At 59.6% G+C, this 23,847-nt stretch carries 22 protein-coding genes, 2 pseudogenes and 1 riboswitch; of the genes and pseudogenes, 12 read left to right on the forward strand and 12 right to left on the reverse strand.

From position 1 onward, the window contains the following. Nucleotides 1–207 precede the first annotated feature (207 nt). The 9 genes from trmB to miaB all read right to left on the reverse strand — a co-directional run bounded on the left by trmB (nucleotide 208) and on the right by miaB (nucleotide 9,086). Nucleotides 208–924, reverse strand: a complete 717-nt coding sequence (gene trmB / locus AKJ29_RS09585; protein ID WP_055190559.1) for a tRNA (guanine(46)-N(7))-methyltransferase TrmB — start codon at nucleotides 922–924, stop codon at nucleotides 208–210. Nucleotides 925–1,019: 95 nt separating this feature from the next. Further along, the gene (metK, locus tag AKJ29_RS09590; protein WP_055190212.1) at nucleotides 1,020–2,186 is read right to left on the reverse strand and encodes a methionine adenosyltransferase; all 1,167 of its coding nucleotides are present in this window, start codon (nucleotides 2,184–2,186) and stop codon (nucleotides 1,020–1,022) included. Nucleotides 2,187–2,192: 6 nt separating this feature from the next. After that, nucleotides 2,193–2,242, reverse strand: a riboswitch (SAM-SAH riboswitch). Between the two features lie 34 nt (nucleotides 2,243–2,276). Then, the gene (lnt, locus tag AKJ29_RS09595) at nucleotides 2,277–3,782 is read right to left on the reverse strand and encodes an apolipoprotein N-acyltransferase (protein ID WP_055190214.1); all 1,506 of its coding nucleotides are present in this window, start codon (nucleotides 3,780–3,782) and stop codon (nucleotides 2,277–2,279) included. 11 nt (nucleotides 3,783–3,793) lie between these two features. Next, the gene (locus AKJ29_RS09600) at nucleotides 3,794–4,708 is read right to left on the reverse strand and encodes a hemolysin family protein (protein WP_175502288.1); all 915 of its coding nucleotides are present in this window, start codon (nucleotides 4,706–4,708) and stop codon (nucleotides 3,794–3,796) included. Nucleotides 4,709–4,799: 91 nt separating this feature from the next. Then, complete coding sequence (ybeY, locus tag AKJ29_RS09605; protein ID WP_055190218.1) at nucleotides 4,800–5,300, reverse strand: rRNA maturation RNase YbeY; 501 nt, start codon at nucleotides 5,298–5,300, stop codon at nucleotides 4,800–4,802. 37 nt (nucleotides 5,301–5,337) lie between these two features. After that, nucleotides 5,338–6,384 carry a PhoH family protein gene (locus AKJ29_RS09610; RefSeq protein ID WP_055190221.1) on the reverse strand — a complete coding sequence of 349 codons (1,047 nt, stop codon included), beginning with the start codon at nucleotides 6,382–6,384 and terminating at the stop codon, nucleotides 5,338–5,340. Nucleotides 6,385–6,550: 166 nt separating this feature from the next. After that, nucleotides 6,551–6,913: a hypothetical protein gene (locus tag AKJ29_RS09615; protein WP_139231408.1), complete on the reverse strand. Its 363-nt coding sequence runs from the start codon at nucleotides 6,911–6,913 to the stop codon at nucleotides 6,551–6,553. Continuing rightward, entirely contained in the window at nucleotides 6,910–7,485 is a 576-nt protein-coding gene (locus AKJ29_RS09620; RefSeq protein WP_314732196.1) for an OmpA family protein, read from the reverse strand. The genes AKJ29_RS09615 and AKJ29_RS09620 overlap by 4 nt, the downstream gene beginning before the upstream one ends. Nucleotides 7,486–7,736: 251 nt before the next feature. After that, nucleotides 7,737–9,086 (reverse strand): tRNA (N6-isopentenyl adenosine(37)-C2)-methylthiotransferase MiaB, encoded by a 1,350-nt coding sequence (miaB, locus tag AKJ29_RS09625; protein WP_055190225.1) that lies wholly within the window; start codon nucleotides 9,084–9,086, stop codon nucleotides 7,737–7,739. A 256-nt stretch (nucleotides 9,087–9,342) separates the two neighbouring features. On the opposite strand from miaB, the gene AKJ29_RS09630 reads away from it, so the two are divergent. Together AKJ29_RS09630 and AKJ29_RS09635 are read left to right on the forward strand one after the other, a co-directional pair. Then, a complete protein-coding gene (locus tag AKJ29_RS09630; protein ID WP_055190561.1) occupies nucleotides 9,343–10,212 on the forward strand; it encodes a hypothetical protein in 870 nt (289 codons plus the stop codon). Between the two features lie 151 nt (nucleotides 10,213–10,363). Then, nucleotides 10,364–10,792 carry an FKBP-type peptidyl-prolyl cis-trans isomerase gene (locus AKJ29_RS09635; RefSeq protein WP_055190227.1) on the forward strand — a complete coding sequence of 143 codons (429 nt, stop codon included), beginning with the start codon at nucleotides 10,364–10,366 and terminating at the stop codon, nucleotides 10,790–10,792. A 232-nt stretch (nucleotides 10,793–11,024) separates the two neighbouring features. Here AKJ29_RS09635 and irr read toward each other — a convergent pair whose 3' ends face one another. Continuing rightward, a complete protein-coding gene (irr, locus tag AKJ29_RS09640) occupies nucleotides 11,025–11,441 on the reverse strand; it encodes a Fur family transcriptional regulator Irr (RefSeq protein WP_055190229.1) in 417 nt (138 codons plus the stop codon). Between the two features lie 203 nt (nucleotides 11,442–11,644). Between irr and fabA the strand changes: the two genes are divergently transcribed. The 10 genes and pseudogenes from fabA to AKJ29_RS18720 all read left to right on the forward strand — a co-directional run bounded on the left by fabA (nucleotide 11,645) and on the right by AKJ29_RS18720 (nucleotide 20,125). Then, the gene (gene fabA / locus AKJ29_RS09645) at nucleotides 11,645–12,154 is read left to right on the forward strand and encodes a bifunctional 3-hydroxydecanoyl-ACP dehydratase/trans-2-decenoyl-ACP isomerase (RefSeq protein WP_055190562.1); all 510 of its coding nucleotides are present in this window, start codon (nucleotides 11,645–11,647) and stop codon (nucleotides 12,152–12,154) included. 60 nt (nucleotides 12,155–12,214) lie between these two features. After that, complete coding sequence (gene fabB, locus AKJ29_RS09650) at nucleotides 12,215–13,444, forward strand: beta-ketoacyl-ACP synthase I (RefSeq protein ID WP_055190231.1); 1,230 nt, start codon at nucleotides 12,215–12,217, stop codon at nucleotides 13,442–13,444. Between the two features lie 78 nt (nucleotides 13,445–13,522). Beyond that, entirely contained in the window at nucleotides 13,523–14,311 is a 789-nt protein-coding gene (locus AKJ29_RS09655) for an enoyl-ACP reductase FabI (protein WP_055190233.1), read from the forward strand. A 264-nt stretch (nucleotides 14,312–14,575) separates the two neighbouring features. Then, a complete protein-coding gene (locus AKJ29_RS09660; protein WP_055190564.1) occupies nucleotides 14,576–15,415 on the forward strand; it encodes an alpha/beta fold hydrolase in 840 nt (279 codons plus the stop codon). Further along, nucleotides 15,412–16,392 (forward strand): threonine ammonia-lyase, encoded by a 981-nt coding sequence (locus AKJ29_RS09665; RefSeq protein ID WP_139231409.1) that lies wholly within the window; start codon nucleotides 15,412–15,414, stop codon nucleotides 16,390–16,392. The genes AKJ29_RS09660 and AKJ29_RS09665 overlap by 4 nt, the downstream gene beginning before the upstream one ends. After that, complete coding sequence (locus AKJ29_RS09670; RefSeq protein ID WP_055190235.1) at nucleotides 16,389–17,585, forward strand: endonuclease/exonuclease/phosphatase family protein; 1,197 nt, start codon at nucleotides 16,389–16,391, stop codon at nucleotides 17,583–17,585. Before AKJ29_RS09665 ends, AKJ29_RS09670 begins: the two co-directional genes overlap by 4 nt. After that, on the forward strand, nucleotides 17,582–18,388 hold the full coding sequence (gene pcaD, locus AKJ29_RS09675) for a 3-oxoadipate enol-lactonase (RefSeq protein ID WP_055190237.1): 807 nt from the start codon (nucleotides 17,582–17,584) through the stop codon (nucleotides 18,386–18,388). The genes AKJ29_RS09670 and pcaD overlap by 4 nt, the downstream gene beginning before the upstream one ends. Nucleotides 18,389–18,442: 54 nt before the next feature. Next, a pseudogene (locus AKJ29_RS18715) lies at nucleotides 18,443–18,818 on the forward strand (zinc-binding dehydrogenase); the annotation flags it as partial. Nucleotides 18,819–19,021: 203 nt separating this feature from the next. Beyond that, nucleotides 19,022–19,765, forward strand: coding sequence for a 1-(5-phosphoribosyl)-5-[(5-phosphoribosylamino)methylideneamino]imidazole-4-carboxamide isomerase (locus tag AKJ29_RS09685; protein WP_055190241.1), 744 nt, complete (start codon nucleotides 19,022–19,024; stop codon nucleotides 19,763–19,765). A 109-nt stretch (nucleotides 19,766–19,874) separates the two neighbouring features. After that, nucleotides 19,875–20,125: pseudogene (locus tag AKJ29_RS18720) on the forward strand (MerR family DNA-binding transcriptional regulator). Nucleotides 20,126–20,195: 70 nt separating this feature from the next. On the opposite strand, the gene AKJ29_RS09690 reads toward AKJ29_RS18720, so the two are convergent. Together AKJ29_RS09690 and AKJ29_RS19870 are read right to left on the reverse strand one after the other, a co-directional pair. Beyond that, nucleotides 20,196–23,348 carry an efflux RND transporter permease subunit gene (locus tag AKJ29_RS09690; RefSeq protein ID WP_139231410.1) on the reverse strand — a complete coding sequence of 1,051 codons (3,153 nt, stop codon included), beginning with the start codon at nucleotides 23,346–23,348 and terminating at the stop codon, nucleotides 20,196–20,198. Beyond that, on the reverse strand, nucleotides 23,240–23,800 hold the full coding sequence (locus AKJ29_RS19870; protein ID WP_055190244.1) for a reverse transcriptase domain-containing protein: 561 nt from the start codon (nucleotides 23,798–23,800) through the stop codon (nucleotides 23,240–23,242). Before AKJ29_RS19870 ends, AKJ29_RS09690 begins: the two co-directional genes overlap by 109 nt. Nucleotides 23,801–23,847 lie beyond the last annotated feature (47 nt).

A 23,847-nucleotide genomic window follows, 5' to 3' on the forward strand; every position in this document is an offset into this window, starting at 1 on the left:
TGAATTGCCCACGAAGGGGGCAAGAGGAGCAAAGCTCCTGACAGGCTCATCGCAGATGAGCCACCGCCGCTGCGCGGCCCGAGGCGCAGGCCGAGGGCGCTGGTCCGCAAGCAGAAAACCCCATCAGGGGCGCTGCCCCTCGCCTCTTCGAGGCTCACCCCGAGGTATTTTCGGCAAGAAAAAGGGCGCGACTGGTCGGAGACGACCTCAGATCCGGCGGAAGGTCAGGTAATGCGGCGTGCGGCCTTCACGAAGGGCCTTTTGTTCATAACGGGTTGAGACCCAATCGCTCCACGGATTGCGCCAGTCCGAAGGGCCTTCGCCGAGCCACTCGAACCCCGCTTTCGGCACCTCTTCCAGCGTCTGGCGCACGTAATCGGGAATGTCGGTGGCCACCCGGAACTCAGCGCCGGGTCTGAGCACTTTATGGAAGGGTTCCAGATATTCCGGCGTCACGAAGCGGCGGCGATGGTGCCTTTTTTTCGGCCAGGGATCCGGGTAGAGCAGGAAGGCTTTGCTGATCGACTGCTCTGGCAACACATCAAACAGGTCACGCACATCGCCGGGATGCACGGCAACATTGTCGCATTTCGCGTCACGAATCTTGCCCAGCAGCATGGCCACGCCATTGATATAGGGTTCGCAGCCGATGATGCCGACATCAGGGTTGTTCGCTGCCTGATGCACCATATGTTCGCCGCCACCAAATCCGGTTTCAAGCCAGACCGGCCTTTCCCCAAACAGGGATTTCAGGTCGATGGGCGCGCGATCGGGGTTCACATCCCAGTCCACGGCGCCGGGGCTGAGGGCGGCCAGATCCTCATCCAGATAGCCTTGCTGGCTATCGCGAAGGTGCTTGCCCTTCAGGCGACCATAGAAATTGCGCCACGGGGCGCCCGATTGGTGATGTGTCTTTTCCGTCATGGCCGCGCCTGTCGCATGAAGTCCTCTCTGCGTCAAGGCCGCATAAGAAAAGCCCGCCGGGAAAGGCGGGCTTTCAAATACGTCATCCGTCACGCTCAGAGCGCATTTTTGAGCGCATCCACCAGGTCCGTTCGTTCCCAGCTAAAGCCACCGTCATCGGAGGGGGCGCGACCAAAATGCCCATAGGCAGCAGTGCGCTGGTAGATCGGTTTGTTCAGCCCCAGATGTTCACGAATGCCGCGTGGGGTCAGATCCATGGCCTCCATCACGGCCTTTTCGATGGCGCTTTCGTCCACCTCACCCGTGCGATGGGTATCGACCAGAATAGACAGCGGGCGCGCCACGCCAATGGCGTAGGAAAGTTGCAGGGTGCAGCGTTTTGCCAGGCCTGCAGCCACGATGTTCTTGGCCAGGTAACGCGACGCATATGCAGCCGAGCGGTCCACTTTTGTCGGATCTTTGCCCGAGAAAGCGCCCCCCCCATGGGGTGCCGCACCGCCATAGGTGTCCACGATGATCTTGCGCCCGGTCAATCCCGCATCGCCATCCGGGCCACCAATCACGAATTTTCCGGTCGGGTTCACGTGCCAGACCGTATTGTCGGTCAGCCAGCCGTCGGGCAGCACGTCACGAATATAGGGCGCAACGGCGTCGCGCACATCATTCGGCGTCATGCTTTCATCCAGATGCTGGGTAGACAAAACCAGTGAGGTCACCTCGACCGGCAGGTCATTTTCATAGCGCACGGACAATTGCGACTTGCTGTCCGGGCCCATCCAGCTTTCGGTGCCGTTCTTGCGCACTTCTGCCAGACGACGCAGGATTGCGTGGCTGTAGTGCACTGGGGCCGGCATCAGCGCATCGGTCTCAACCGCAGCATATCCAAACATGATGCCCTGGTCACCTGCGCCTTCGTCTTTGTCTTCACTGGCATCCACCCCCTGGGCGATGTCGGCAGACTGGGCATGCAGGTAATTCGAGACCTTCATATTGGCCCAGTGAAACCCTTTCTGCTCATACCCGATGTCTTTGACACAGTCGCGAGCGATTTCTTCCACACGCTCGATCACACTGGCCGGACCGCGGACTTCGCCGCCGATCACAACACGATCGGTTGTGGCAAAGGTTTCACAGGCCACGCGCGAATGCGGGTCTTCGGCAAGGAAAGCATCCAGCACCGCATCAGAGATACGGTCACAGACCTTGTCGGGATGGCCCTCGGAAACGGATTCCGAAGTGAATACGTGGGATTTGCGGGTCATGAGAAGTGCTCCATTGATACAATCCCCATCACGCCAGGAAGCCGTTGTGACGGGGGGATGCCTGTCCGATACATGCCCCCCGTAAGGAGGTCAATTGCTTTTGCCGCGTCGCCGGGCAACAAAAACACCAAGAGCGACTAGCACGAGCACGGTTAATGGAAGATCACCGTGGCGAGAATAAGGCGTTGCAGCACGCTTTCCGGGAATTTTCGTGTCAATCTTTCCAGACTGACCCAAAGGCAGCGCCTGCCCGATTTCACCATAGGCATTGATCACCGCAGAGACCCCGGTATTGGCCACGCGGATCATCGGAAGGCCAAATTCTATTGCCCGGAATCGCGCCTGCGCCAGATGCTGCTGCGGGCCTGAGAAATTGCCAAACCACGCATCGTTTGTGGCATGCAAAATCCAGTCGGCCCGCTCGGGGGCAGCGCGCAGATCCTGAGGGAAAACAGCTTCGTAGCAGATCAGGGGCAAAACCTTGCCCGCCTTCCCCAGATTGATCACATCCGCGCCCTGCCCCGCAGAATAGCCCTGTCCGAGCTGGGCTGCAAAGGCGGTAACACCAAGCCCCGCCAGCTGATCCCCAAAAGGAACATACTCGCCAAAAGGCACGAGGTGATGCTTGTCATAAACCGGGGTCAGCTTTCCATCAGGGCTGGCCAGCGCGAGGCTGTTGAAAAACCGCGCCCCCTCCCCTCGCTGGGCACCGAAGAGAATAGGAGCCCCCTGCCCAGCCTCGGCCATGGCCTGCCCCAATCCGCCTGTATCCCCCAACCGATAAGGCACAGCGGTTTCGGGCCAGAGGACCAGATCGGGGCGCGCGCCGTTTTTTGCAGGAGCGCGGGTCAGTTCCAACTGGCGCAGGACAAAATCCCGCGCATATCGCGGATCCCATTTCTGGTGCTGCGGTGCGTTGGGCTGCACCAACCGCACGATGATTTCCTGATCCGGCAAAGGAGGTTTCGGCAGCGTCACCGCAAAGACAAAAACCAGAGCAGACAGCGCGGCAAGGGCCGCAAACATTCGGCCAGAGCGGAGCTGGGCTGCGCGGGCTACACCAGCAGAGACAAGGAAGGACAGCGCCGACAGGCCATAAACCCCAACCACCTCGGCAATCTGCGCCAGTGGTGTGTCGATCCAGGCAAGCCCCGGCCCGCCCCAGGGAAACCCTGTCAGAACATAACCACGCAACAGTTCTGCCCCGGTCAGCGCAGAGGCCAGCGCCATCCAGCGGGCTTGAGCCATCCGGCTCCCAAAGGCCAGTCCCGCGGCAAGGCTCCAAAAAAGGGCAAGCCCCCCGGCCAGTCCGAACACCGCAAAAGGGGCCATCCAGGCGTGGCGGGCAGCATCCACGAAAAACGGCTCAACCAGCCAGTTCAAGGTGGCGGCAAAATAGCCAAGCCCCAAAAACCACCCCCGCAACGCGGCCTGTTTTGCACTGGCGGCGCACAACACGTAAAACAGCCCGGCGCTCAATCCGCCAAGCATGGCCCACCAAAGACCAAATGGCGCCTGCCCCAAAGCGGCAACCGCCCCGGACAAAAGAGGCACAAGGGGGACGCGGGTCACCACGGATTGCAGCACTTTGCGCATTTCGCCCCGGATCAGCCCGGCAGACCGGTGGGGATCCGAACGCGCAGGCGCTTGATCCGCCGTGGATCGGCATCCACCACTTCAAATTCCGGTCCGGCCGGATGCTGGATGACTTCACCGCGTGTCGGCACGTGACCGGAAAGCAGAAAGACCAGCCCCCCCAGAGTGTCGATCTCCTCGTCTTCCTGATCATCATGCAAAGGCAGCCCAATTTCCGCCTCGAACTCCTCCAGCGGCGCTTTCGCCTCAACCAGATAACAACCCGGCTTTTCCTCGGACCAGAGGGCGGTTTCCTCGGTGTCATGTTCGTCTTCGATTTCGCCCACAACCTGTTCGATCAGATCCTCGATGGTGAGCAACCCATCCACACCACCATATTCGTCGATCACCAGCGCCATGTGGATCCGTTCGGTTTGCATTTTCTGCAACAGCACCCCGATCGGCATCGAAGGCGGCGCATAAAGCAACGGGCGCAGCTGCGCCTTCAGATCATAGCTGTCCTGCCCTGTCGCCCCGTTGAAACCATGGTTGAGGGCAAAATCCTTGAGATGCACAAGACCAATTGGCGTGTCCAGCGTTCCTTCGAAGACCGGCAAACGGGTCAGCCCGCTGTCGCGAAACACTTCCACCAGCTCGGATTTGGCGATATCTACCGGGACGGAAACAATTTCAGATTTCGGGATCGCCACATCCTCGACCCGCATCCGGCGCAGATTGACCATGCCCGGAACTGTAAGCTGCGGGGCGCCATTGACCGGCGCTGCGACTTGCACCGGCGCTTCTCTGGATTCGTCCGACGGGCTGAGCGCCCCGAACACTCGGCTGAAAAACCCGGATCTGGCAGATCGAGGCTCAGCCCCTTCCGATCCGTCTTTGTCCCGCGCGCTTTGCGCTGCGTTAGAAGAGCCGTCCTGGCCCTCATCCATGTGACTTTCGCCCATTTGACCTTTTCCGTTGTCGCGGGAAATCCGCGTTTCAACCCCGGCGCTCCACTTTCAAGCGCGGAGCAACAGTGTTTCACTCATTCATATATGGGTCTGAAATGCCCATCTTGCCAAGAATTTCAACCTCCAGCCCCTCCATAAGAGCGGCATCTTTATCAAGAATGTGATCATAACCCAACAAATGCAGCGTAGCATGCACCATAAGATGGGTCACATGGGTTGAAAATTCCTTACCCTGCTCCGCTGCTTCGCGCATACAGGTATCATAGGAAATCGCAATATCCCCCAATTCAAGCGGCGCACCGGGAAAATCGGGCTCCGGCGGCAAAGGGTGATCACCCGGCTCCTCTGCTGCCCGCTCCTCGGACGGCCAGGACAACACATTGGTCGGCTGCCCCTTGGCGCGAAACTCGGCATTCAACTCGGCAATACGGGTGTCATCGCAGGCCAGAACCGCAACCTCCGCGTCCCCGACATCCAGATACCCAAGCGTCTTTTCGCAGGCGTGTTGCGCCAACGCCTCCAACCCCGCCTCTTCCCAGCGGGGATCTTCAAAAACGATATCGACGTCCATCTCTTTTTTCTTGTCTCAAATATCCCGGGGAGTCCGCTCAGGGAGCGGACGGGGCAGCGCCCCCTGCCTCGGTGGCCCGGCGCGCCTGTTCACGTTCACTTGCCGCGTCATAGGCCTCAATGATCTTGGCCACAAGCGGATGACGCACCACGTCTTTTGACGTGAAATAGTTGAACGAGATTCGATCAATGCCGCCAAGAAGCCGTTCCGCATCCCGCAGCCCCGACTGCACACCACGCGGAAGGTCAACCTGGCTGCGGTCGCCGGTAATCACCATGCGCGATCCTTCACCCAAACGGGTCAGGAACATCTTCATCTGCATGGTGGTCGCATTCTGCGCCTCATCAAGCACCACAAAGGCATTTGACAACGTACGCCCACGCATGAAGGCGAGTGGCGCGATTTCGATCCGCTTTTCTTCAATAAGCTTGGCCACCTGCTTACCGGGCAGGAAATCCCCCAGCGCATCATAAAGTGGCTGCATATATGGATCAACCTTGTCCTTCATGTCACCGGGCAAAAAGCCCAGGCGCTCGCCCGCTTCCACTGCGGGGCGCGACAGGATGATCTTGTCCACATGACCGCCAAGGAACATGTTCACCCCGACAGCAACCGCCAGATAGGTCTTGCCAGTGCCGGCCGGGCCGATTCCAAAGGCCAGTTCGTTTTCAAACAGATTCTGCACATAGGCTTTCTGCGCTTCAGTGCGGGGTTCAACCGTTTTCTTGCGCGTCTTGATCTCGACGCCGCCACGTTTGAACATCTCCATCTGATCGCCTTCGCGGGTGCCGGTATCTTCGCCCGACCCTCCCATGCGAATCTCGGCATCAATATCGCCGGGTTCAATCATGCGTCCCGCTTCAAGCCGCTGGTAAAGCGCGCTCAGCACTTCACCCGCCTTGTCGCGCACCTCCCCCAATACAACAAGATGATTTCCGCGTCGAATGATCTGCACCCCAAGGTGGCTTTCGATCTGGGTCAGGTTGCGATCGAACTCTCCACAAAGATCAATCAGCAGCCGATTGTCCGGGAAATCCAGCAACACCTCATGCTCGTGTTCAACGGCGGGGGGGGCTGCGGTCATGTTTTCAAATCCCAAGACGGTCTCCGTTAGCGTGTGTCCTATCTGAAAGTGTGCCGAGAGCCGGGCAAGAGTGCAAGCCCTCTCACGAATTCTTCATGAACCTGACACAAAAAGGCCGCCGGAAACCCGACGGCCTTTCTTTTTGCAAATTCTACAACCATTCCGGTCAATTGCCATTGCTCGGCACATAGTCCCGGATGCCCGGGCTATCGGACTGATATTGCCCAATCACAGTGCCCGGCGGGTATTTCTTGTTGCAGATTGGCAGACCGGACTTCGGATCAAAACGACGTCCTGAATACCCTTCAACCCCGTCATCAATCATCCACCCCTGACACCCGTCCGGATCATAAACGATGGCGGCATGGCCGTCAGCAATCGACACCTTGTCTCTGCCGCGGTCCTCACTGGTTGCGATAATTGCGTTTGGATTGCCGTTATATTGCTGCAGGCCATCGCCCCCCACACAACCGGACAGCACCAAAACAACACCGCCCATCACCAGCAGAAAAGAAGATTTCACCATCATTTGTCATCCCACGTATAGCATACCACTTCGACGCGGCGGTTTTTCTGCATATTGGCGGCAGAGGTGTTGGGCACAAGCGGCTGACGTTCACCAAACCCGATCTCTCGCTCGACCACGGCGCCGACCGAGCGGGCAACCTTGGCCACGGCTGCGGCACGACGCTTGGACAGACGCATATTGTAGCTGTCCGATGCACGACTGTCGGTGTGGCCGTAAATGCCGTACCCAAAGGCGTCCGACGAAGAGAAAAACTGCTCCAGACGCTTACGTCCCGAGGTTGTCAGACGTGCGCTGTCGGTTGCAAAGAGCGTATCGGTATTTTCGACCAGGCATGTATTCTTAGCCAGACAGACGGGGTTGCCGGTTTTCGGATCCACCCGGTCAAGCATGTAGCCCTCAAGCCCACCATCAGCCCACCAATGCATGCAGCCATCGTAATCGACCCAGACGCCCCAGTTCACGCTACCATAGACCGGCGGCGCAGATTGAGCCAGCGAAGGTGCGGCCCCCAGACCCAGCGTCACCGCTGAGACCATGGCGGCACCCGTGAAAATTTTTCGAAGAAACGTCACCACTATCCCTCTTCCATTTAACAGATTGGCATGGCAACGCGGGGCAGACACAGGTGTGCATCCTTCAAAAAAGCACAAACGACCTGCAAACCATACGAAGCGGACAGCCAAATTTACTCCCTATTAGAGAAGGTTTTAGCAAATTTTGTGTTTACAAAAAAGGGGTTTCCCCGGGGTATTGTGTTTCTTTTCAACACAATACCCTAAAGCCCATCGAACTGTTGCTTCTTGAACCCTAAACACGCCGCGATCTAGTCAACCAGCTCACCCGCCAGGGAATTGGCGCCGCTCTCGGTGATTCTCACGTGACGCAGGTCACCAACGCCCACCTCACCTTTGACATGCACCGCATGAAGGTAGTCGGATTTTCCCACCATCTGCCCGTCAAATCGCCCCTGTTTTTCGAACAGAACGCCCACTTCCCGGCCGACCATACCATCCTGCACTTCGCGCTGCTGCTCGGTGATCAGAGCCTGCAGGCGATACAGCCGTTCCGATGCAACATCATCCTCCACCAGCGCCCGTTCCGCAGCTGGCGTGCCGGGGCGGGTTGAGTATTTGAAGCTGAAAGCCTGACCGTATTTCACTTCACGGATCAGCGCCATCGTATCTTCGAAATCCTGATCATTCTCCTCCGGGAAACCGACGATAAAGTCACCGGAGATCAGGATATCGGGACGTGCGGCCCGGATCCGTTCGATCAGGCGCAGATAGCTTTCGGCTGTGTGGCTGCGGTTCATCCGCTTGAGGATCTTGTCAGACCCCGATTGCACCGGCAGATGCAGGTAAGGCATCAGTTTCCGGCATTCCCCATGGGCGGCAATCAGATCCTCTTCCATGTCGTTGGGATGTGACGTGGTGAAACGGATCCGCTCCAGCCCGTCCACGTCATTCAATGCCCAGATCAGGCGCGCCAGCGACCAGTCTCCGCCCCCCATATTGGCCGGCCCCTGCCCGTGATACGCATTCACATTCTGGCCCAGAAGGGTGATTTCGCGCACGCCACGTTCGACCAATTCATTGGCCTCGCGCAGGATCCGTTCCACCGGGCGGCTGACCTCCGCCCCGCGGGTATAGGGCACCACACAGAAGGCGCAGAACTTGTCGCACCCCTCTTGCACGGTCAGGAACGCCGCCGGATTGCGCCGGGCCTTGGTGCCGCGCAACTTGGGCAGGTGTTCAAACTTGTCCTCTTCCGGGAACTCGGTATCCAGCGCCTTTTCCCCCCTGGCCACCTGTTCCATCATCGCAGGCAGGCGGTGATAGGTCTGCGGGCCAACCACCAGATCCACGAGCGGCTGGCGGCGCATGATTTCTTCCCCTTCGGCCTGGGCAACACAGCCCGCCACACCGATCTTCAGGTCCGGCTTTTCCGCTTTCAGCCCCTTGAAGCGGCCCAGCTCGGAATACACTTTCTCGGCGGCCTTTTCGCGGATGTGGCAGGTGTTGAGCAGGATCATGTCCGCATCATCGGCACTGTCCGTCTGCACATAGCCATCCGCGCCCAGCGCCTCGGCCATGCGTTCGCTGTCATAGACATTCATCTGGCAGCCATAGGTGCGGATGAAGAGTTTCTTCGGATCGGTTTTCTGGTCGGACATGATGGCGTTCCCGATGGGTCTGGCTGGCGTGACGTTGGATCATCGCCGGGGTCAAGGCGCTCTCCTACACAAAAGCGCCCCGCGCTGCAACGCCCAGCGCGTTCACGATCGCAGCTCCCCCATCCGCAAGGCCGGCCTCTTGCCCCGTCGCAATCCCCACCCTTTCAACACGCCCCCTTGCAAATACCCGCAATTTCGTGATTTTTTAACCGGGCGCCCCCAGACTGTGCGTCAGGTGGCCGACTGGGAGCCTTTGATGCGTTACGCCAATCTGAACGAGTTCTTGACCTCCACCCCTGCGGCCCTGGCCAAAGGGCCCGTCGGCATGATCTTTGTCGAAGATCTGATCGAAGTGGAAAGCACCATTCGCCATCACCATCTGGCCGGCTTCAAATCGCTTCTTGTTTTCGCACCAACGCAACTGAGCCTGCCACCCAGCCTGTCCGACCTGATCCACCGGATCGATTTCGATATTTCACACGATAATGCCATGGTGGACGCCGTGAACGCGGTGATCAAATCTGCGCCGGGGATCTGGCTCTATTACTGCTTCAATGCCGAATACCTGTTCCACCCATTCTGTGAAACCCGCTCGATCGGTGAATTGCTGTCCTTCCAGACAGAAGAACGACGCAGTTCGGTCCTGACCTATGTTGTTGACCTCTACGCGGATGATCTGGAAACCTATCCCGACGCGGTCTCTCTGGAACATGCCTGGCTGGACAGATCCGGCTATTACGCCCTTGGCCGCCCGGACCCGGACAATGAGGGCCACCCCAAGGAACGGCAACTGGATTTCTTTGGCGGGCTGCGCTGGCGGTTTGAAGAGCATATCCCAGCCCCCCGCCGAAAGATTGACCGAATTGCCCTGTTTCGCGCCAAACCGGGACTTACCCTGCGCGCAGATCACACATTCAACGATGAAGAATACAACACCTACGCCTGCCCGTGGCACAACAACATCACCACCGCGATCGCCAGTTTCCGCACTGCGAAAGCCTTGAAATCCAATCCGGGCTCGACCTTCGATATCGAAACTTTCAAATGGCACAACTCCACCGAATTCGACTGGTCCTCCCAGCAACTTTTGGATTTGGGGCTGATGGAGCCGGGGCAGTGGTTCTGACGCGACGACGCGTTTCGAACGAGACCCATTTCCGCGCAGGTGGTTTACTTTGCGGGCCATTTGTTTAGGGTTGCCCCCCTCATCTTGAGCACCCGTTGCGCAACACGTAAGGGCCTCATCCATTCATCCCCCCCGACATCAAGAGGTTTTCATGACGGAAGTCACATCCGGCGCGCAGGTCGCCATTCACTATACCGGCACATTGGAAGACGGATCTGTCTTTGACAGCTCCGAGGGGCGGGACCCGCTGTCATTTACCGTGGGGTCCGGCATGATCATTCCCGGTCTCGACAAAGCACTGCCCGGCATGACGGTTGGCGAGAAGAAAAAAGTCACCATCGCCCCGGAAGAGGCCTATGGCCCGCGCCACGATCAAGCTGTCATGGATGTGCCGCGCTCAGATATCCCGGCCGAGATTCCGCTGGAGGTTGGGCTGCAATTGCAAATGTCCGGTCCGCAAGGACAACCGATCCCGGTGACCGTCACCGCCCTGACCGAGGAGAGCGTCACGCTGGACGCCAACCACGCGCTGGCGGGCAAAACCCTGATCTTCGATTTTGAGCTTGTATCCATCGGCTGATACGAGCCCTGATCTTGCCCCTCTGCGCGACCTGAAAAGGGTATCGGCGAAGGGGGGCAGGTGCTCGGTGGCTCACGTCGTGAGCCTTTTGAGGGGCTCTGCCCCTCGCCGCGTGCGCGGCTCACCCCGGGATATTTCTGACAGAAAATGGGATAAGCGGCCCCGCCCCGCCCTGCGGGCAGGCAAACAGCTTACCGGAGGCACGGTGCGGACGGTGCGTGATGTTGAGTGCTCAGCTGCGGCGCAGCCGGATGACCACATCAACCTTGCTGATTTCAGCCCCTTTCGGTGCGTCTGGCAGGCTGGCGATTTTCAGGTCCTGAGCGGGCGCGTCCATCAGCTCTTCCGTGTCTTCCCAGAAGAAGTGGGGGTGGTTTGAGACGTTGGTGTCAAAATAGCTGCGCGCACCGTTTACGGTGATTTCGCGCAGAAGTCCTGCTTCCGAAAAGACCCGGAGCGTGTTGTAGACGGTCGCAAGGGACACTTTCTCACCGCTCTCACGAGATGCCTCGTAAAGGCTTTCTGCGGTGACGTGGCGATGCTCTCCGTCGCCCACCAGAAGATTGGCAAGAGACAGGCGTTGCCGCGTCGGGCGCAGACCGGCACTGGCCAGCCAGGTTTCTTCAAGAGGGGATGCTGTGACGTTCATGACTCGGATCCGTTTCGTGGACCGTAATATAAGGGGGCTTTGCGCGGGTTTCCATGTTTTTTTACATGTGCATTATAAATGCCCAGTAAATGTCCGCCCCGGGCCCCGGTTTTCTGGGACTTGCATGCGCCCTGCCCTTGCGTCCGCCTTGGCGCGGATGATAGAGGAGAGAGGATGAAATGACACAAGATATGGGGCGGCTGATGGCGGACTATCCGACAAGCTTTGACAAGGAAGATCTATTGAAATGCGCACGCGGAGAGCTGTTTGGCCCGGGCAATGCGCAGCTTCCGGCGCCGCCCATGCTGATGATGGACCGGATCACCGAGATTTCCAGCGACGGCGGAGCGCATGGCAAAGGCCATGTTCTGGCTGAGTTCGACATCACCCCGGACCTTTGGTTTTTTGACTGCCACTTCCCCGGCAACCCGATCATGCCCGGCTGCCTTGGCCTTGACGGTCTGTGGCAGCTGACCGGCTTCAACCTGGGCTGGCGCGGCTGGCAGGGGCGTGGCTATGCGCTGGGGGTCGGAGAGGTAAAGCTGACCGGCATGGTGCGCCCGGATCGCAAGATGCTGACCTACAAGATCGACTTTACCAAGGCGATCCAGACCCGTCGCCTGACCATGGGTGTGGCTGACGGGATCGTCGAAGCCGATGGCGAGGTGATCTATCAGGTCAAAGACATGAAAGTGGCTCTTTCCGAGAGCTGACCCCAATACCCTGCCCCGGTGACCTTTGCGAGGTGTCGGGGCAATCAGAGGAGTGCGCATATGCGTCGTGTAGTCGTCACCGGTCTGGGCATCGTCTCGGCCATCGGGAACAATGCCGAAGAGGTTCTGGCCTCGCTGAAAGCCGGGAAATCCGGCATCACTGCAAATCAGGACATGGTGGAGCACGGGTTCCGCAGCCAGATTGCGGGTATGCCCAATATCGACATCACGGAATATGTGGACAAACGCACGCTACGCTTCATGGGGCCAGGCGCCGCTTACGCGCATATCGCGATGAGCCAGGCCATCGAAGATGCCGGTCTTGGCGAAGACGACGTGGTGAACCCGCGCACCGGCCTTGTGGCAGGTTCCGGCGGCCCGTCGACCAGCGCGATGTTTGCCGCCCACCAGACCGCGCTGAAATCCGGCGCAACCAAGCGGATCGGGCCGTTTGCGGTTCCGAAATGCATGGGCTCGACCATTTCCGCCAACCTCGCGACCGCGTTCAAGATCAAGGGTGTGAACTATTCGATCACCTCGGCCTGTTCGACGTCGCTGCACTGTATCGGCAACGCGGCGGAACAGATCATGATGGGCAAACAGGATGTGATGTTCGCCGGCGGTGGTGAGGAACTGGACTGGACGCTTTCGTGCCTCTTCGACGCGATGGGCGCCATGTCATCGAAATATAACGACACGCCCGAGAAAGCCTCGCGCGCGTTTGACGCCGACCGCGACGGGTTCGTGATCGGTGGTGGCGGGGCCATTCTGGTGCTGGAAGAGCTTGAGCACGCAAAAGCCCGCAGCGCGAAGATCTATGCGGAAGTGACCGGCTATGGCGCGACCTCGGATGGTCACGACATGGTGGCGCCGTCCGGCGAAGGCGGTGAACGCGCCATGCGTCTGGCCATGGACATGCTGCCCGAGGGCCGCAAAGTTGGCTATATCAACGCCCACGGCACCTCGACCCCCGTTGGCGATGTGGGCGAAGTGGAAGCCGTGCGCCGCGTCTTTGGGAAAGGCTCGACCCCGCCGATCAGCTCGACCAAATCCATGACAGGTCACAGCCAGGGCGCCACCGGCGCACAAGAAGCCATCTACTGCCTCTTGATGCTGAAACATGACTTTATTGCGCCGTCGATCAACGTGGAAAATCTGGATCCGGCGATCAATGAGGGCGAGATTGCAACCTCGCTGGTCGAAAACGCTGGTCTGGACAGCGTGATGACCAACAGCTTTGGCTTTGGCGGCACCAATGGCTCGATGATTTTGAGCACGTTCAAGGACTGATTTCAGAACCTGTATTAAGAGGCCCTTCAGATCGCGTGAAATGGCGTGGCAGGGAGGGCCGGATTTAAGGAGCAAGATATGGCGGGATTGATGCAAGGGAAACGGGGCCTCATCATGGGGGTCGCCAACCAGCGGTCGATCGCATGGGGCATTGCGCAGGCGATGGCAAATGAGGGCGCGGAGCTGGCTTTCAGCTATCAGGGCGAGGCCTTTGGGCAGCGCGTGGCGCCGCTGGCCGCCAGCGTCGGGTCCGACCTGCTGGTCGACATGGATGTGACGGATGACGCAGCCCTGGACAAGGGCTTCGACGACCTGTTTTCCAAATGGGACAGCATTGATTTCCTTGTCCATGCGATTGCCTATTCCGACAAGGACGAGCTGACGGGGCGTTTTGTCGACACCTCGCGCGCGAATTTCAAGAACTCGATGGATATCAGCTGTTATTCCCTGATCGAAGTCTCGCGTCGCGTTGCCCCAAAAATGACCAATGGCGGCACGATCCTGACGCTGACCTATGGCGGGTCGAACCGGGTGACGCCGTTTTACAACGTGATGGGGGTTGCCAAAGCGGCGCTGGAAGCGTCGGTGCGGTATCTTGCCAATGACCTTGGCCCCGATGGTATCCGCGTGAATGCCATCTCGCCCGGTCCGATGAAAACGCTGGCGGGTGCGGCCATTGGTGGCGCGCGCAAGACCTTCCGCCACACCGAGGCCAATGCGCCGCTGCGCCAGAACGCAACGCTGGAGGCCGTGGGGGGCACCGCAGCATACCTTGCCTCGGATTACGGCAAGTGCACCACGGGTGAGATTATCACCGTGGACAGCGGGTTTCACGTTCTGGGCATGCCGCAGCCGGACAACCTGTGACAACACCCGGACAATGGGTTTGCAAGGCCACCTTCGGGTGGCCTTTTTCTTGTGAGGTGTGAACTGGCCTGCACCTATTATCACCCCTCCGGGGGCGCGTCGGGCTTGCGGTGGCCTCGGCTACGCCTCGGCAGGGGCCCTGCCCCTCAGCGCCACTTTGCAAGTGGCCCCTCACCCCGGGATATTTGAAGCAAGGGGAGGAGAGGAGTGTGGACCCTTGTCAGGTTCCATGCTTTTGTGCGGCAAAGGTTTCAGGAGGTGGTGATGCAAAGATTTCAGGCGGCGGACGGCGTACAGATAGCCTATCGGGACGAGGGAGATGGCCTGCCGGTCCTGGCTTTGTCGGGACTGACGCGCAATTCAAACGACTTCAACTTCCTCGCCCCGCATCTGAAAGGCATACGCCTGATCCGCATGGATTACCGGGGGCGCGGCCAGTCGGACTGGGCCCCTCACGCGACCTATACCATACCTCAGGAAGCTCAGGATGCGTTGGGATTACTGGATCATCTGGGGATTGAGAAAGCCGCAATTTTGGGCACCTCTCGCGGCGGGTTGATTGCGATGGGTCTGGCAGCAACCGTGCGGGAGCGATTGTTGGGGGTTTGTCTGAACGATATCGGTCCTGATCTCGACCCAACGGGTCTGACCTATATCATGTCCTATCTCGGCCGCCACCCGGCCTGGCGCGCCTTTGGGTCGATTGTCGCCATGCGCAAGGCGGCGATGGAGCAGGCAGGGTTTCACAATGTCCCGGACACGCGTTGGGAAGAGGAGGTTTCCTACCTTTATGAAAACCGCGAGGGGCGCTGGGAAAACCGCTATGATCCCAAGCTGCGCAACGCCGTAGAGGAGGCAGGGGCGCAACCGATGCCCGATCTCTGGCCGCTATATGATTGTTTTGCGGGGCTGCCGCTGGCGCTGATCCACGGCGCAAATTCCGATCTGCTGACAGATGCAACCGTTGCGGAAATGCGCCGCCGCATTCCGGCGCTGCGCTATGCCCATGTGGCGGATCGGGGGCATGTGCCTTTTCTGGACGAGCCGGAAGCGCTGATCGTCATTCAGGACTGGATCAACGACATGAAGGAGCGCGCGGCGTGAGCGTTTCCATTCATGATATCCGCGCAGCCGCCCGCCACTTGGCAGGTCATGTCCGGCAAACCCCGATCCTGTCCTCACCCGCACTGGATGCCATTGCCGGGCGGCGGGTTCTGGTCAAGGCCGAGAACCTGCAGGAAACCGGAAGCTTCAAGGCCCGCGGTGCTTGGGCGGCCATTTCGCAATTATCGGATCTTCAGAAAGAGCTGGGCGCGATTGCCTATTCCTCGGGCAATCACGCCCAGGGGGTGGCGCGCGCGGCACGGGCCCACCAATGCCCTGCGGTGATCGTGATGCCCTCGGATGCGCCAACCGCCAAGATCAATGGCACGCGCGCCCTTGGGGCGGAGGTGGTTCTGTATGATCGGGCGCACGAAGACCGCGATGCAATTGGCGCGCAAATCGCGCAGGAACGCGAGCTTACCCTGATCAAGCCCTATGACGACCCACGCGTCATCGCGGGTCAGGGCACTGTTGGGCTTGAAATCGCCAATGCCGCCCGCCCGCTGGATGCCGCATCGGCCGAGGTGCTGGTGCCGTCAGGTGGCGGGGGATTGCTGGCGGGGATTGCCCTTTCGCTGGAACATGACGCGCCCGGAATGCGGGCGCGCCCGGTCGAACCTGACGGGTTTGACGACATTGCCCGGTCGCTCGCCAGTGGAACGGTTCAGCGCAATACCCAGCTCTCAGGATCCATCTGCGATGCGATCCTGACCCCGGAACCGGGGGCACTGACATTTCCAATCATTCAACGCCTCTGCGGCCCCGGTCTGGTGGTCCGCGAAGAAGAGTGCCTGCGCGCCATGGCCCTGGCCTTTCACCATCTGAAAATTGTTCTGGAACCGGGCGGGGCCACCGCCCTTGCCGCCGCCCTGTTTCACCCCGGCACGCTTGAGGGGGACAGCGTGTTTGTCGTCGCCACGGGCGGCAATGTGGATGTGCCAATCTTTACCCGTGCCCTGGAGTATCTTGACCAATGACCGACTTCACCATCGCCTCGTTCAACGTGAAAAACCTGATCGGAGCAGACCAGGAATTCTATCGTTTCCTGTCCTACACCCCGGAAGAATACGCGTGGAAACGGGATTGGATGGCCGACCAGATGCTGTCTCTGGACGCAGATATCATCGGCTTTCAGGAAGTGTTTGAAAAGGATGCCCTGCTGGATGTGGTGAAAGAGGCCAACAGGCGGGCGGGCGCGCTGAACGCCGCCACCATCCCGGACCGTTCAAAACGCTATCACCGGAAAGCGATTTTTCGCAGGCTGGAAGTTGATCCCTGGAGCATCGACAATATCGCCTTTGCCCCCAACGCAAATGACGGCGCTCCCGGCGCGCGGCGACCGGGGCTTGCGGTGCTGTCGCGGTTCGGTTTTGTCGGCCAGCCAGAAGTCATTCAGGATCTGGATACCCCGCTGGAAATCCCGTTTGGGGAGGGTGGCGGGATGTTCCGGCTAACCCGCCTGTCCCGCCCGATCCTTAAGGTGCGGGTCCCTGTCGGGGAGGGCCAGAACCGGCAGATCCTCACCCTGTTCAACTGCCACCTGAAATCCAAACTGGGTGAGTTTATCCGCCCGGAAGGCGCTGAATTTGCCCCCGAAGCGGACCTCACCGCCTATGATCCCGTGTCTCGGGCCCTGGGGGCGGCTCGCTCTGCCATGCGCAGAATGGCCGAAGCCTGGGTGCTGCGCAAACTGGTGGTGGAAGAGATCACAGCCGGTCACCCGGTGGTGGTTCTGGGCGATTCCAACGATGGCGAACACTCGGTCAGCTCTGAAATCATTGCAGGAGAGGTCCCGTTCAAGAACTACGCCTGGATGCTGCGCCATGATGCAAAGACCGCAAATGACCGCTATTCCCGTGACGAAAGCGCCGCCATCACCGACGCGATCGAGAAGGTGCGGCTGCATTCGGCGGAAAAGCTCTTTGTGCGAAAATCCCTGCGCGACATGGTCTATACGGCAAGTTTCGGCGGTGTGTTCGAAAGCATCGACCAGATTTTCCTCAGCCGTGATTTTCACCCGGACAATGGCGATCGGATTGCCGACATGACCTATTTCAGCGTGCTGAACGATCACATCACCGATGGCTCTCACCCCGAGGCGCCATATAACAAGCTCGCGTCGGATCACGGTCAGATCATGGCCCATCTTACGCTGAGAGGTGACACATGATCCTGCCAGGAGAGGCCCCCGTTCCGCTTTTCACCACCGACACCGGCCCGCGTGAGGCCCCCGCGCTGGTCTTTGCCCATGCGCTCGGGGCGGATCTGACCATGTGGGACGCGTTGTTGTCGCGGCTTCCAGATGGGCTGCGGGTGATCCGTATGGATATGCGCGGCCATGGGCAAAGCCCCTGCCCGCCCGCGGAACAGGGCGATGCCTACCCGATGGGAGATCTGGTCAGGGATGCGGCTGCCACGCTGGATCGGCTGGGGGTGAGGGACTGCACCTTCGTCGGCATCTCGATTGGCGGGATCATCGCGCAGGGGCTGGCTGCGGAACGCAAGGATCTGGTGCGCGCGCTGGTGCTCTCCAACACCGCAGTCAAGATCGGCACCCCCGCCCTGTGGGATGCCCGCATGGAGGAGGTGCGCCGGGGCGGGATTGCCGCCGTGATCGGCCAGAACATGCAGCGCTGGTTTGCCAAAAGCACTCATCGAGACCATCCCGAACTTGTGATGCGCGCAGCCGAGGTGATGCAGGCCACCCCATTGGCGGGCTATCTTGGCTGCATGGGCGCGATTGCCGAAACGGATCTTTATGAAAGCACGGCGCGCCTGACCCTGCCCACCTTGGTCACAGCGGGCAGCGAAGACGGATCCACCCCCGCCGATCTGGTGCGCGAGCTGGCGGATCTGATCCCCGGCGCAGATTTCAAACTGATCCGCAGATCCGGGCATATGTCACCCATCGAGCAACCCGAAACCTATGCCAAGGCTCTGGAGGACTTCCTGCATATCACCAAACATATCTGACCCCACACCGATCGTGACACCACGTCACGCCCATTTCCCTTGCCCCCTGCCTGCCCCTGGAAAGCGGCCTATAAAGTGGCAGGAGGGGGCGCAGACGCGGTGTTTGTCACCGTTGGGGCCATTCCCGCCTATGACAGCGCCCATCGCTTTCTTGCCCCCGGCGGGCGGATCATCGCGGTGGGCCTGCCGCATTCCGGTGAAAAGGCCCAATATGAACCGGTGGTGATGGGCGTGCCTGGGCAGGCATTCAGGCCAGCTACATGGGTGACGTCGTGATCTCACGCGATATTCCGTGGATGGTAGAGCTTTACAGGCAGGGGCGGTTGAAACTCACGAACTGATTTCAGGATGCTGGCCTTTTGAAGAGATCAACGACGCCATCGCAGATACCAGAACCGGGGCCGCGCGGCGCAATGTGATCGTGTTCTGAGACGGGGAATCACCCCCTGACACCCCGCCCGGCGCCCCGAATTCGCCCGCACGAAATTTCTCTGCTACACTCCCCTGACCCTCCCCTAAGGTGAAACTGTCTGTTTCGCCCTATTTCCAGTCGGTTTCCAATCCGACGCGCGGGCAAAAATCGCGCCTGCTATGGGGGAACCCGATACACGAGTTTTGGAAAGGAAGATGCCCATGCAGATTTACCCGTTGATCGAATTGCTTGAAGGACGGTGTGTCAGCCTCTATCGCGGCCGCACCGAAGAGCCACAGATCTGGCATGTCGATCCGGTTAAACGCGCGCAGGAATATGCGGAAGCGGGGGCCGAAGCGATCCAGATCACCGACTTCGACGCCATGTCGGGCGATTACCGCAATGATGAAATCATCCGCGAGATCATCCGCACGGTGGGCATCCCGGTACAGGTCGGGGGCGGTTTCAAGACCTTGGAACGGATCGCTGAGTGGATTGACCATGGCGCGGCGCGCATTATTGTCGGCTCGCTCGCCGTCTATCAGCCGGATATCGTGAAAGAGGCGGCCCGCCTGCACCCGGACCAGATCATTCTGGCCGTGGATGTCTTTGAAGGCAAAGTTGTCAGCGATGGGTGGAAAAACCAATCCGCCTTTGACGCCTCAAGCTTTCTGGCCCGCTTTCAGGGCGATCCGCTGGCCGCAATCCTCATCACCGATATCGATGCCGATATCGGGGACGCCGAGGATACGCTTGCCCTGATCACTCAGTTGGCAAGCGAGGCCAATGCGCCCGTGATTGCGCGCGGCACCATCAACGACATCGACGACGTGTCCCGCCTGCACTATGTGCCGCATGTCGCGGGAACGATCATCGGTCGCGCCCTGTTTGACCGCAGCGTGGACCTGGCCGAGGCGCTGGCCGTGGCAAAGCCGGAAGCAACCGCCAAGGCAGAGTTCATCTGACCGGGGTGTGAGCAATCGGTCCAAGATCAACCCGGCATCGAAAGATGCCGGGTTTTTCATTGTCGAACTTTGTGGTTTTCTGAACAGCAGACGCACGCAGGCGACCCCCATGCTGACCATCGGCACCATGGCCCGGCACCAAGATGCAGACCATTCGCTATTACGAACAGATCGGCCTGTTGAAAGAACCCGGGCGCAGCGCGGGTGCGAAATCGCATCGCGCGGTTGCAGGCGCTGGAGCAGGAACTGGCCCGCATGGTCTCGGATTGCGGCCATGGCAGAACCGGGGACTGCCGGGTGATCGAAGTGCTGCGTGACCATTCCGAATGCCTGACCAATCACGATGAGATCGGCGCGTGATCCTCTCACATATTGAAGCGCATTGAAGAAAGGCCCCGCACCGGGCCTTTCTTGTCGCGTTTATCTGCCGTCACCCTGCGGGCTTCTCCCCGGCAACACGCAGCGCCTCATCCACGCTGCTTTTGTCAAAGGCGCGGGTCCAACGCGCAAGTGAGGCCCAGTCGAAATAGATCGAAATCAGGGACGGGAACACCAGCACCACCATCACCATCGAGGCCAACAGGCCAAAAGCCACCGAGACCACCAGCGGCACCAGGATCTGCACCTGAGGGCTGCTGTCGAAAATGATCGGCACCAACCCGGCAAATGTGGTCAGCGTGGACAGAAGAATGGGGCGGAACCGCGCCCGCGCCGCATTCAGCGCCGCCTTCTGATAATCCCCTTTCTCCAGATGGGTCTGGAAAAAGGTCAGGAACAGGATCGAGTTGTTCACGACAATCCCCGACAACGAGGCAAACCCGATCATCGATGGCATGGCGATGGCCAGCCCCAACGCCCAATGGGCGAGGATGGACCCAACCAGCGCAAAGGGGATAGCAGGCATGACCACCAGCGGAAGCGCGTAGGACCGGAACTGGAACGCAAGGATCATATAAACCCCGATCAATCCCAGCCCCATCAGCTTGCCCAGCGAGGACTGGCTTTTGTTCTGCTCTTCCGTGGCCCCGCCGATGCCGATCTCAATACCCGGATATTTCGCCACCAGCGCAGGGCCAAGCTCATCTGTCACCACTTTGGAAATCTGCGCCGAGGTGACCTTGCTGCCGTCAATCTGGCCGGTCAGCCGCGCCATTGCCATGCCGTTTTTGCGCGAGATCACCGGATAGCCGCGGGTCATCTTCATCTCGGCCACCGAGGACAGGGCGACCTGCTCGCCACCTGCCAGCCGGATCGGAAACTGCTCCAGCTCGGACAGGGTCTGCACCGTTTGGGACAATTGGGCCCGGACGGTCAGGTTCGACTGGTTGACACGGAAACTGTCGGTTTCTGCCCCCTCGAAAGCGGCGCGCAGCTGGTCTGACAGCATCTTCGGCGTCAACCCCACGGCATAGCCATAGGTGGTCAGCGCAAACTGCAATTCCTGCTGCCCCCCGTAAAGATCCTGATGCGCTTCGATCACATCTTCTCGTTCCAGGAGACGGGCCAGAAGCTCAGACGCGGCGGTTTCCAGCTGGTGCAGGTCATGGCCTCGCAGCTCAACATCCAGATCCGCCCCGGCCGGACCGCGAACCGATTGCGCAAAACTGCTTTGTACCAGATCCGGCATTGGCCCCGTGGCCCGCCGCCATGCCTCGACCACGTCATCCGCCGCGACGTTCCGCTGCGAGCTGGGCAGCAGGTCCACCGTCACCGTGGCGGTGTTCGACCCGTTGTTCTTCACCTCTGAATTGGTGCCATATTCCACCAGCACACGATCCACGAGAGGGGCCTGCCCCTGTGTGTTCGGGCTCAGATCGGCATTCACCCTGATCAGTCCGGCCACAAGCTGTTCGACCGTTTGAATGGTGCGCTCACGCGCAATCCCGTCGGTCAGCGCCACCCTGGCAATGATCGTGTCACTTTCGGATGAGGGGAACGGGATCACCTTGATCGTGCCTGATACCACAAGACTGAGGGCCAGCATCAAAAGCGCAATCACACTGCCCAGCGTGGCATAGCGCCATTTGGCAAGCCAACCGGCCACCGGCAGGACCACCCCTTCCTTGAACCGTTTAAGCATCTGCGCCGCCCGCCGGTTTTCATGACCTTCCGGCCCATCCCCGCCTGCATGGCTCAGGTGATGCGGCAGGATCAGGAACCCTTCGATCAGAGACAGGGCCAGCGTGATCAGCAGCACGGTCGGGATGAATTTCAGGATGACACCCAGCCGCCCGGTCATGAACATCAACGGCCCAAACACCGCCACCGTGGTCAGGAAGGATGACACGACACCCGGCATCACCTCAACCGTGCCACGCCAGGCAGCCTCGGTCGCACTGGCCCCTTTCCGCCGCCAATTGTCGATGTTTTCCGCAATCACGATGCTATCATCCATGATCAGCCCCACCGCCATGAGTAGCGCGACAAGCGTGATCATATTGATGGTGATCCCGAACACACTCATGATAAACAGGCTGCCCAGAAACGACACCGGAAGGGCGGCGGAAATCCACAGGGCTTCCCGGATCGAGAAAAACAACCACATGGTGGTAAAGACCAGCACCAGCCCCATGGCGATATTCTTGACAATCAGTGCCAGGCGCTCATTCAATTCGGTTGTATTGTTGGCAATCACGCTGAGGGAGAGCGTGTCGGGATAGGTCGCCCGTTCAGCCTCCAGCAGTTTCTCAACCGCGTTGTAAACCCGGATACTGTCATCCTCCTTGGATTTCGAGAAGGTGATGATCGCAGCCTGCACCCCGTTGATATAAGAAGAGATATCCGGGTTCTTGTCGCTCAGCGTGACCGTGGCAATATCCCCCAGGCGCACCACGCCCCCCGCGCTGGTCTGCAACACGATCAGATCTTCCAGCTCGGCCACCGAGCGGCGCACATCCGCATAGCGCAGCGTGATCGACCCGGCCTTCAGCTCCGCATCCCCCAACGGGCGCGACAGGCTGCGCGATGTGAGCGCACCGGTGATATCGCTGCTCGACAAGCCATGCTGGCGCAGGGTCGCCTCGTCAAACGCGACCTGAAATTCGCGATCCGTAATCCCGGACACACTGGCCCGGGACACCCCCGGAAGCGCCAGAATACGGTCCGCCAGCCCATCGGTATAATCCGCAAGGGCTGCCCGGGTCGGCAGACCGGACACCGCAATCATCGCCACCACGTCGGACCGGGCCAGCACCTCGACCGCGGGGGTTTCCACATCTGACGGGAAGGTGGTGATGCCGGACACGGCAGAAAAGATATCATTGAAAAACTGGGTCAGATCGCCGCCTTCCACCAGTTCCGCCGTGGCATTGGCCCGCCCGGCCACAGACAGGCAGGTCAGATCCTCCAACCCTTTGCGTATTTCGATGTTGATAGCTCCTTCGGGTGCAATTTGAAGGGACTTGATTTCAAACCCGTCACCTGAACGGACAAGGGCGACCGGGAAGGTGCCCGACATATACTCGACGTGTTCGGTCAACTTCTTATAGTTGCGTTTGAGGGTATACGCCTGTTCGCCAAACCAATCTTCCAGATCGTCGAAAACCTCGGCGTCCGTCTTTGTTGTCTTACTGCGTTGCTGCACTCTCCTTGCGCAGCTTTGTCGGGGCCGTCTGAGGGTGTGTAAAGACCAAAACCGAAGTCGGTAAGAGTTTTCTCCGCATATTCTTTGGCTGCGTTAATGGACGCCAGATCCTCTCCAACCATGAGAATGTCGTCGATGTATCTCACCGCGGTGACACCCATGGAGTTTAGCTTCTGGTCCATTTCGTAGAGCAATACGTTTCCGGCAAATGCCGACAGTGACGATCCCTGGGCAACGCCGATACCGCCTTTTGGAAATAGATGCGTGTAGCCGACAAGCTCGTCTTCATTCCCTAAATGGACCTCAAGTGCCTTCGCGAACAACTTGGCAAACGCTTCGTCCGCAGTTTCGCGACGAACGAAATCGACCACCCTGTCCGTCGGAATTTTGGTGAAGAAGGCCCGGATGTCGGATTGGAAGTAGAACCTCGCGCCGTTGTCGATGGCCGACATGATTGTTTCGATGGCGGGGCGCACGCCACCGTATGGATAAATCAGCC

Source organism: Aliiroseovarius crassostreae, from assembly GCF_001307765.1.
Lineage (GTDB): Bacteria > Pseudomonadota > Alphaproteobacteria > Rhodobacterales > Rhodobacteraceae > Aliiroseovarius > Aliiroseovarius crassostreae.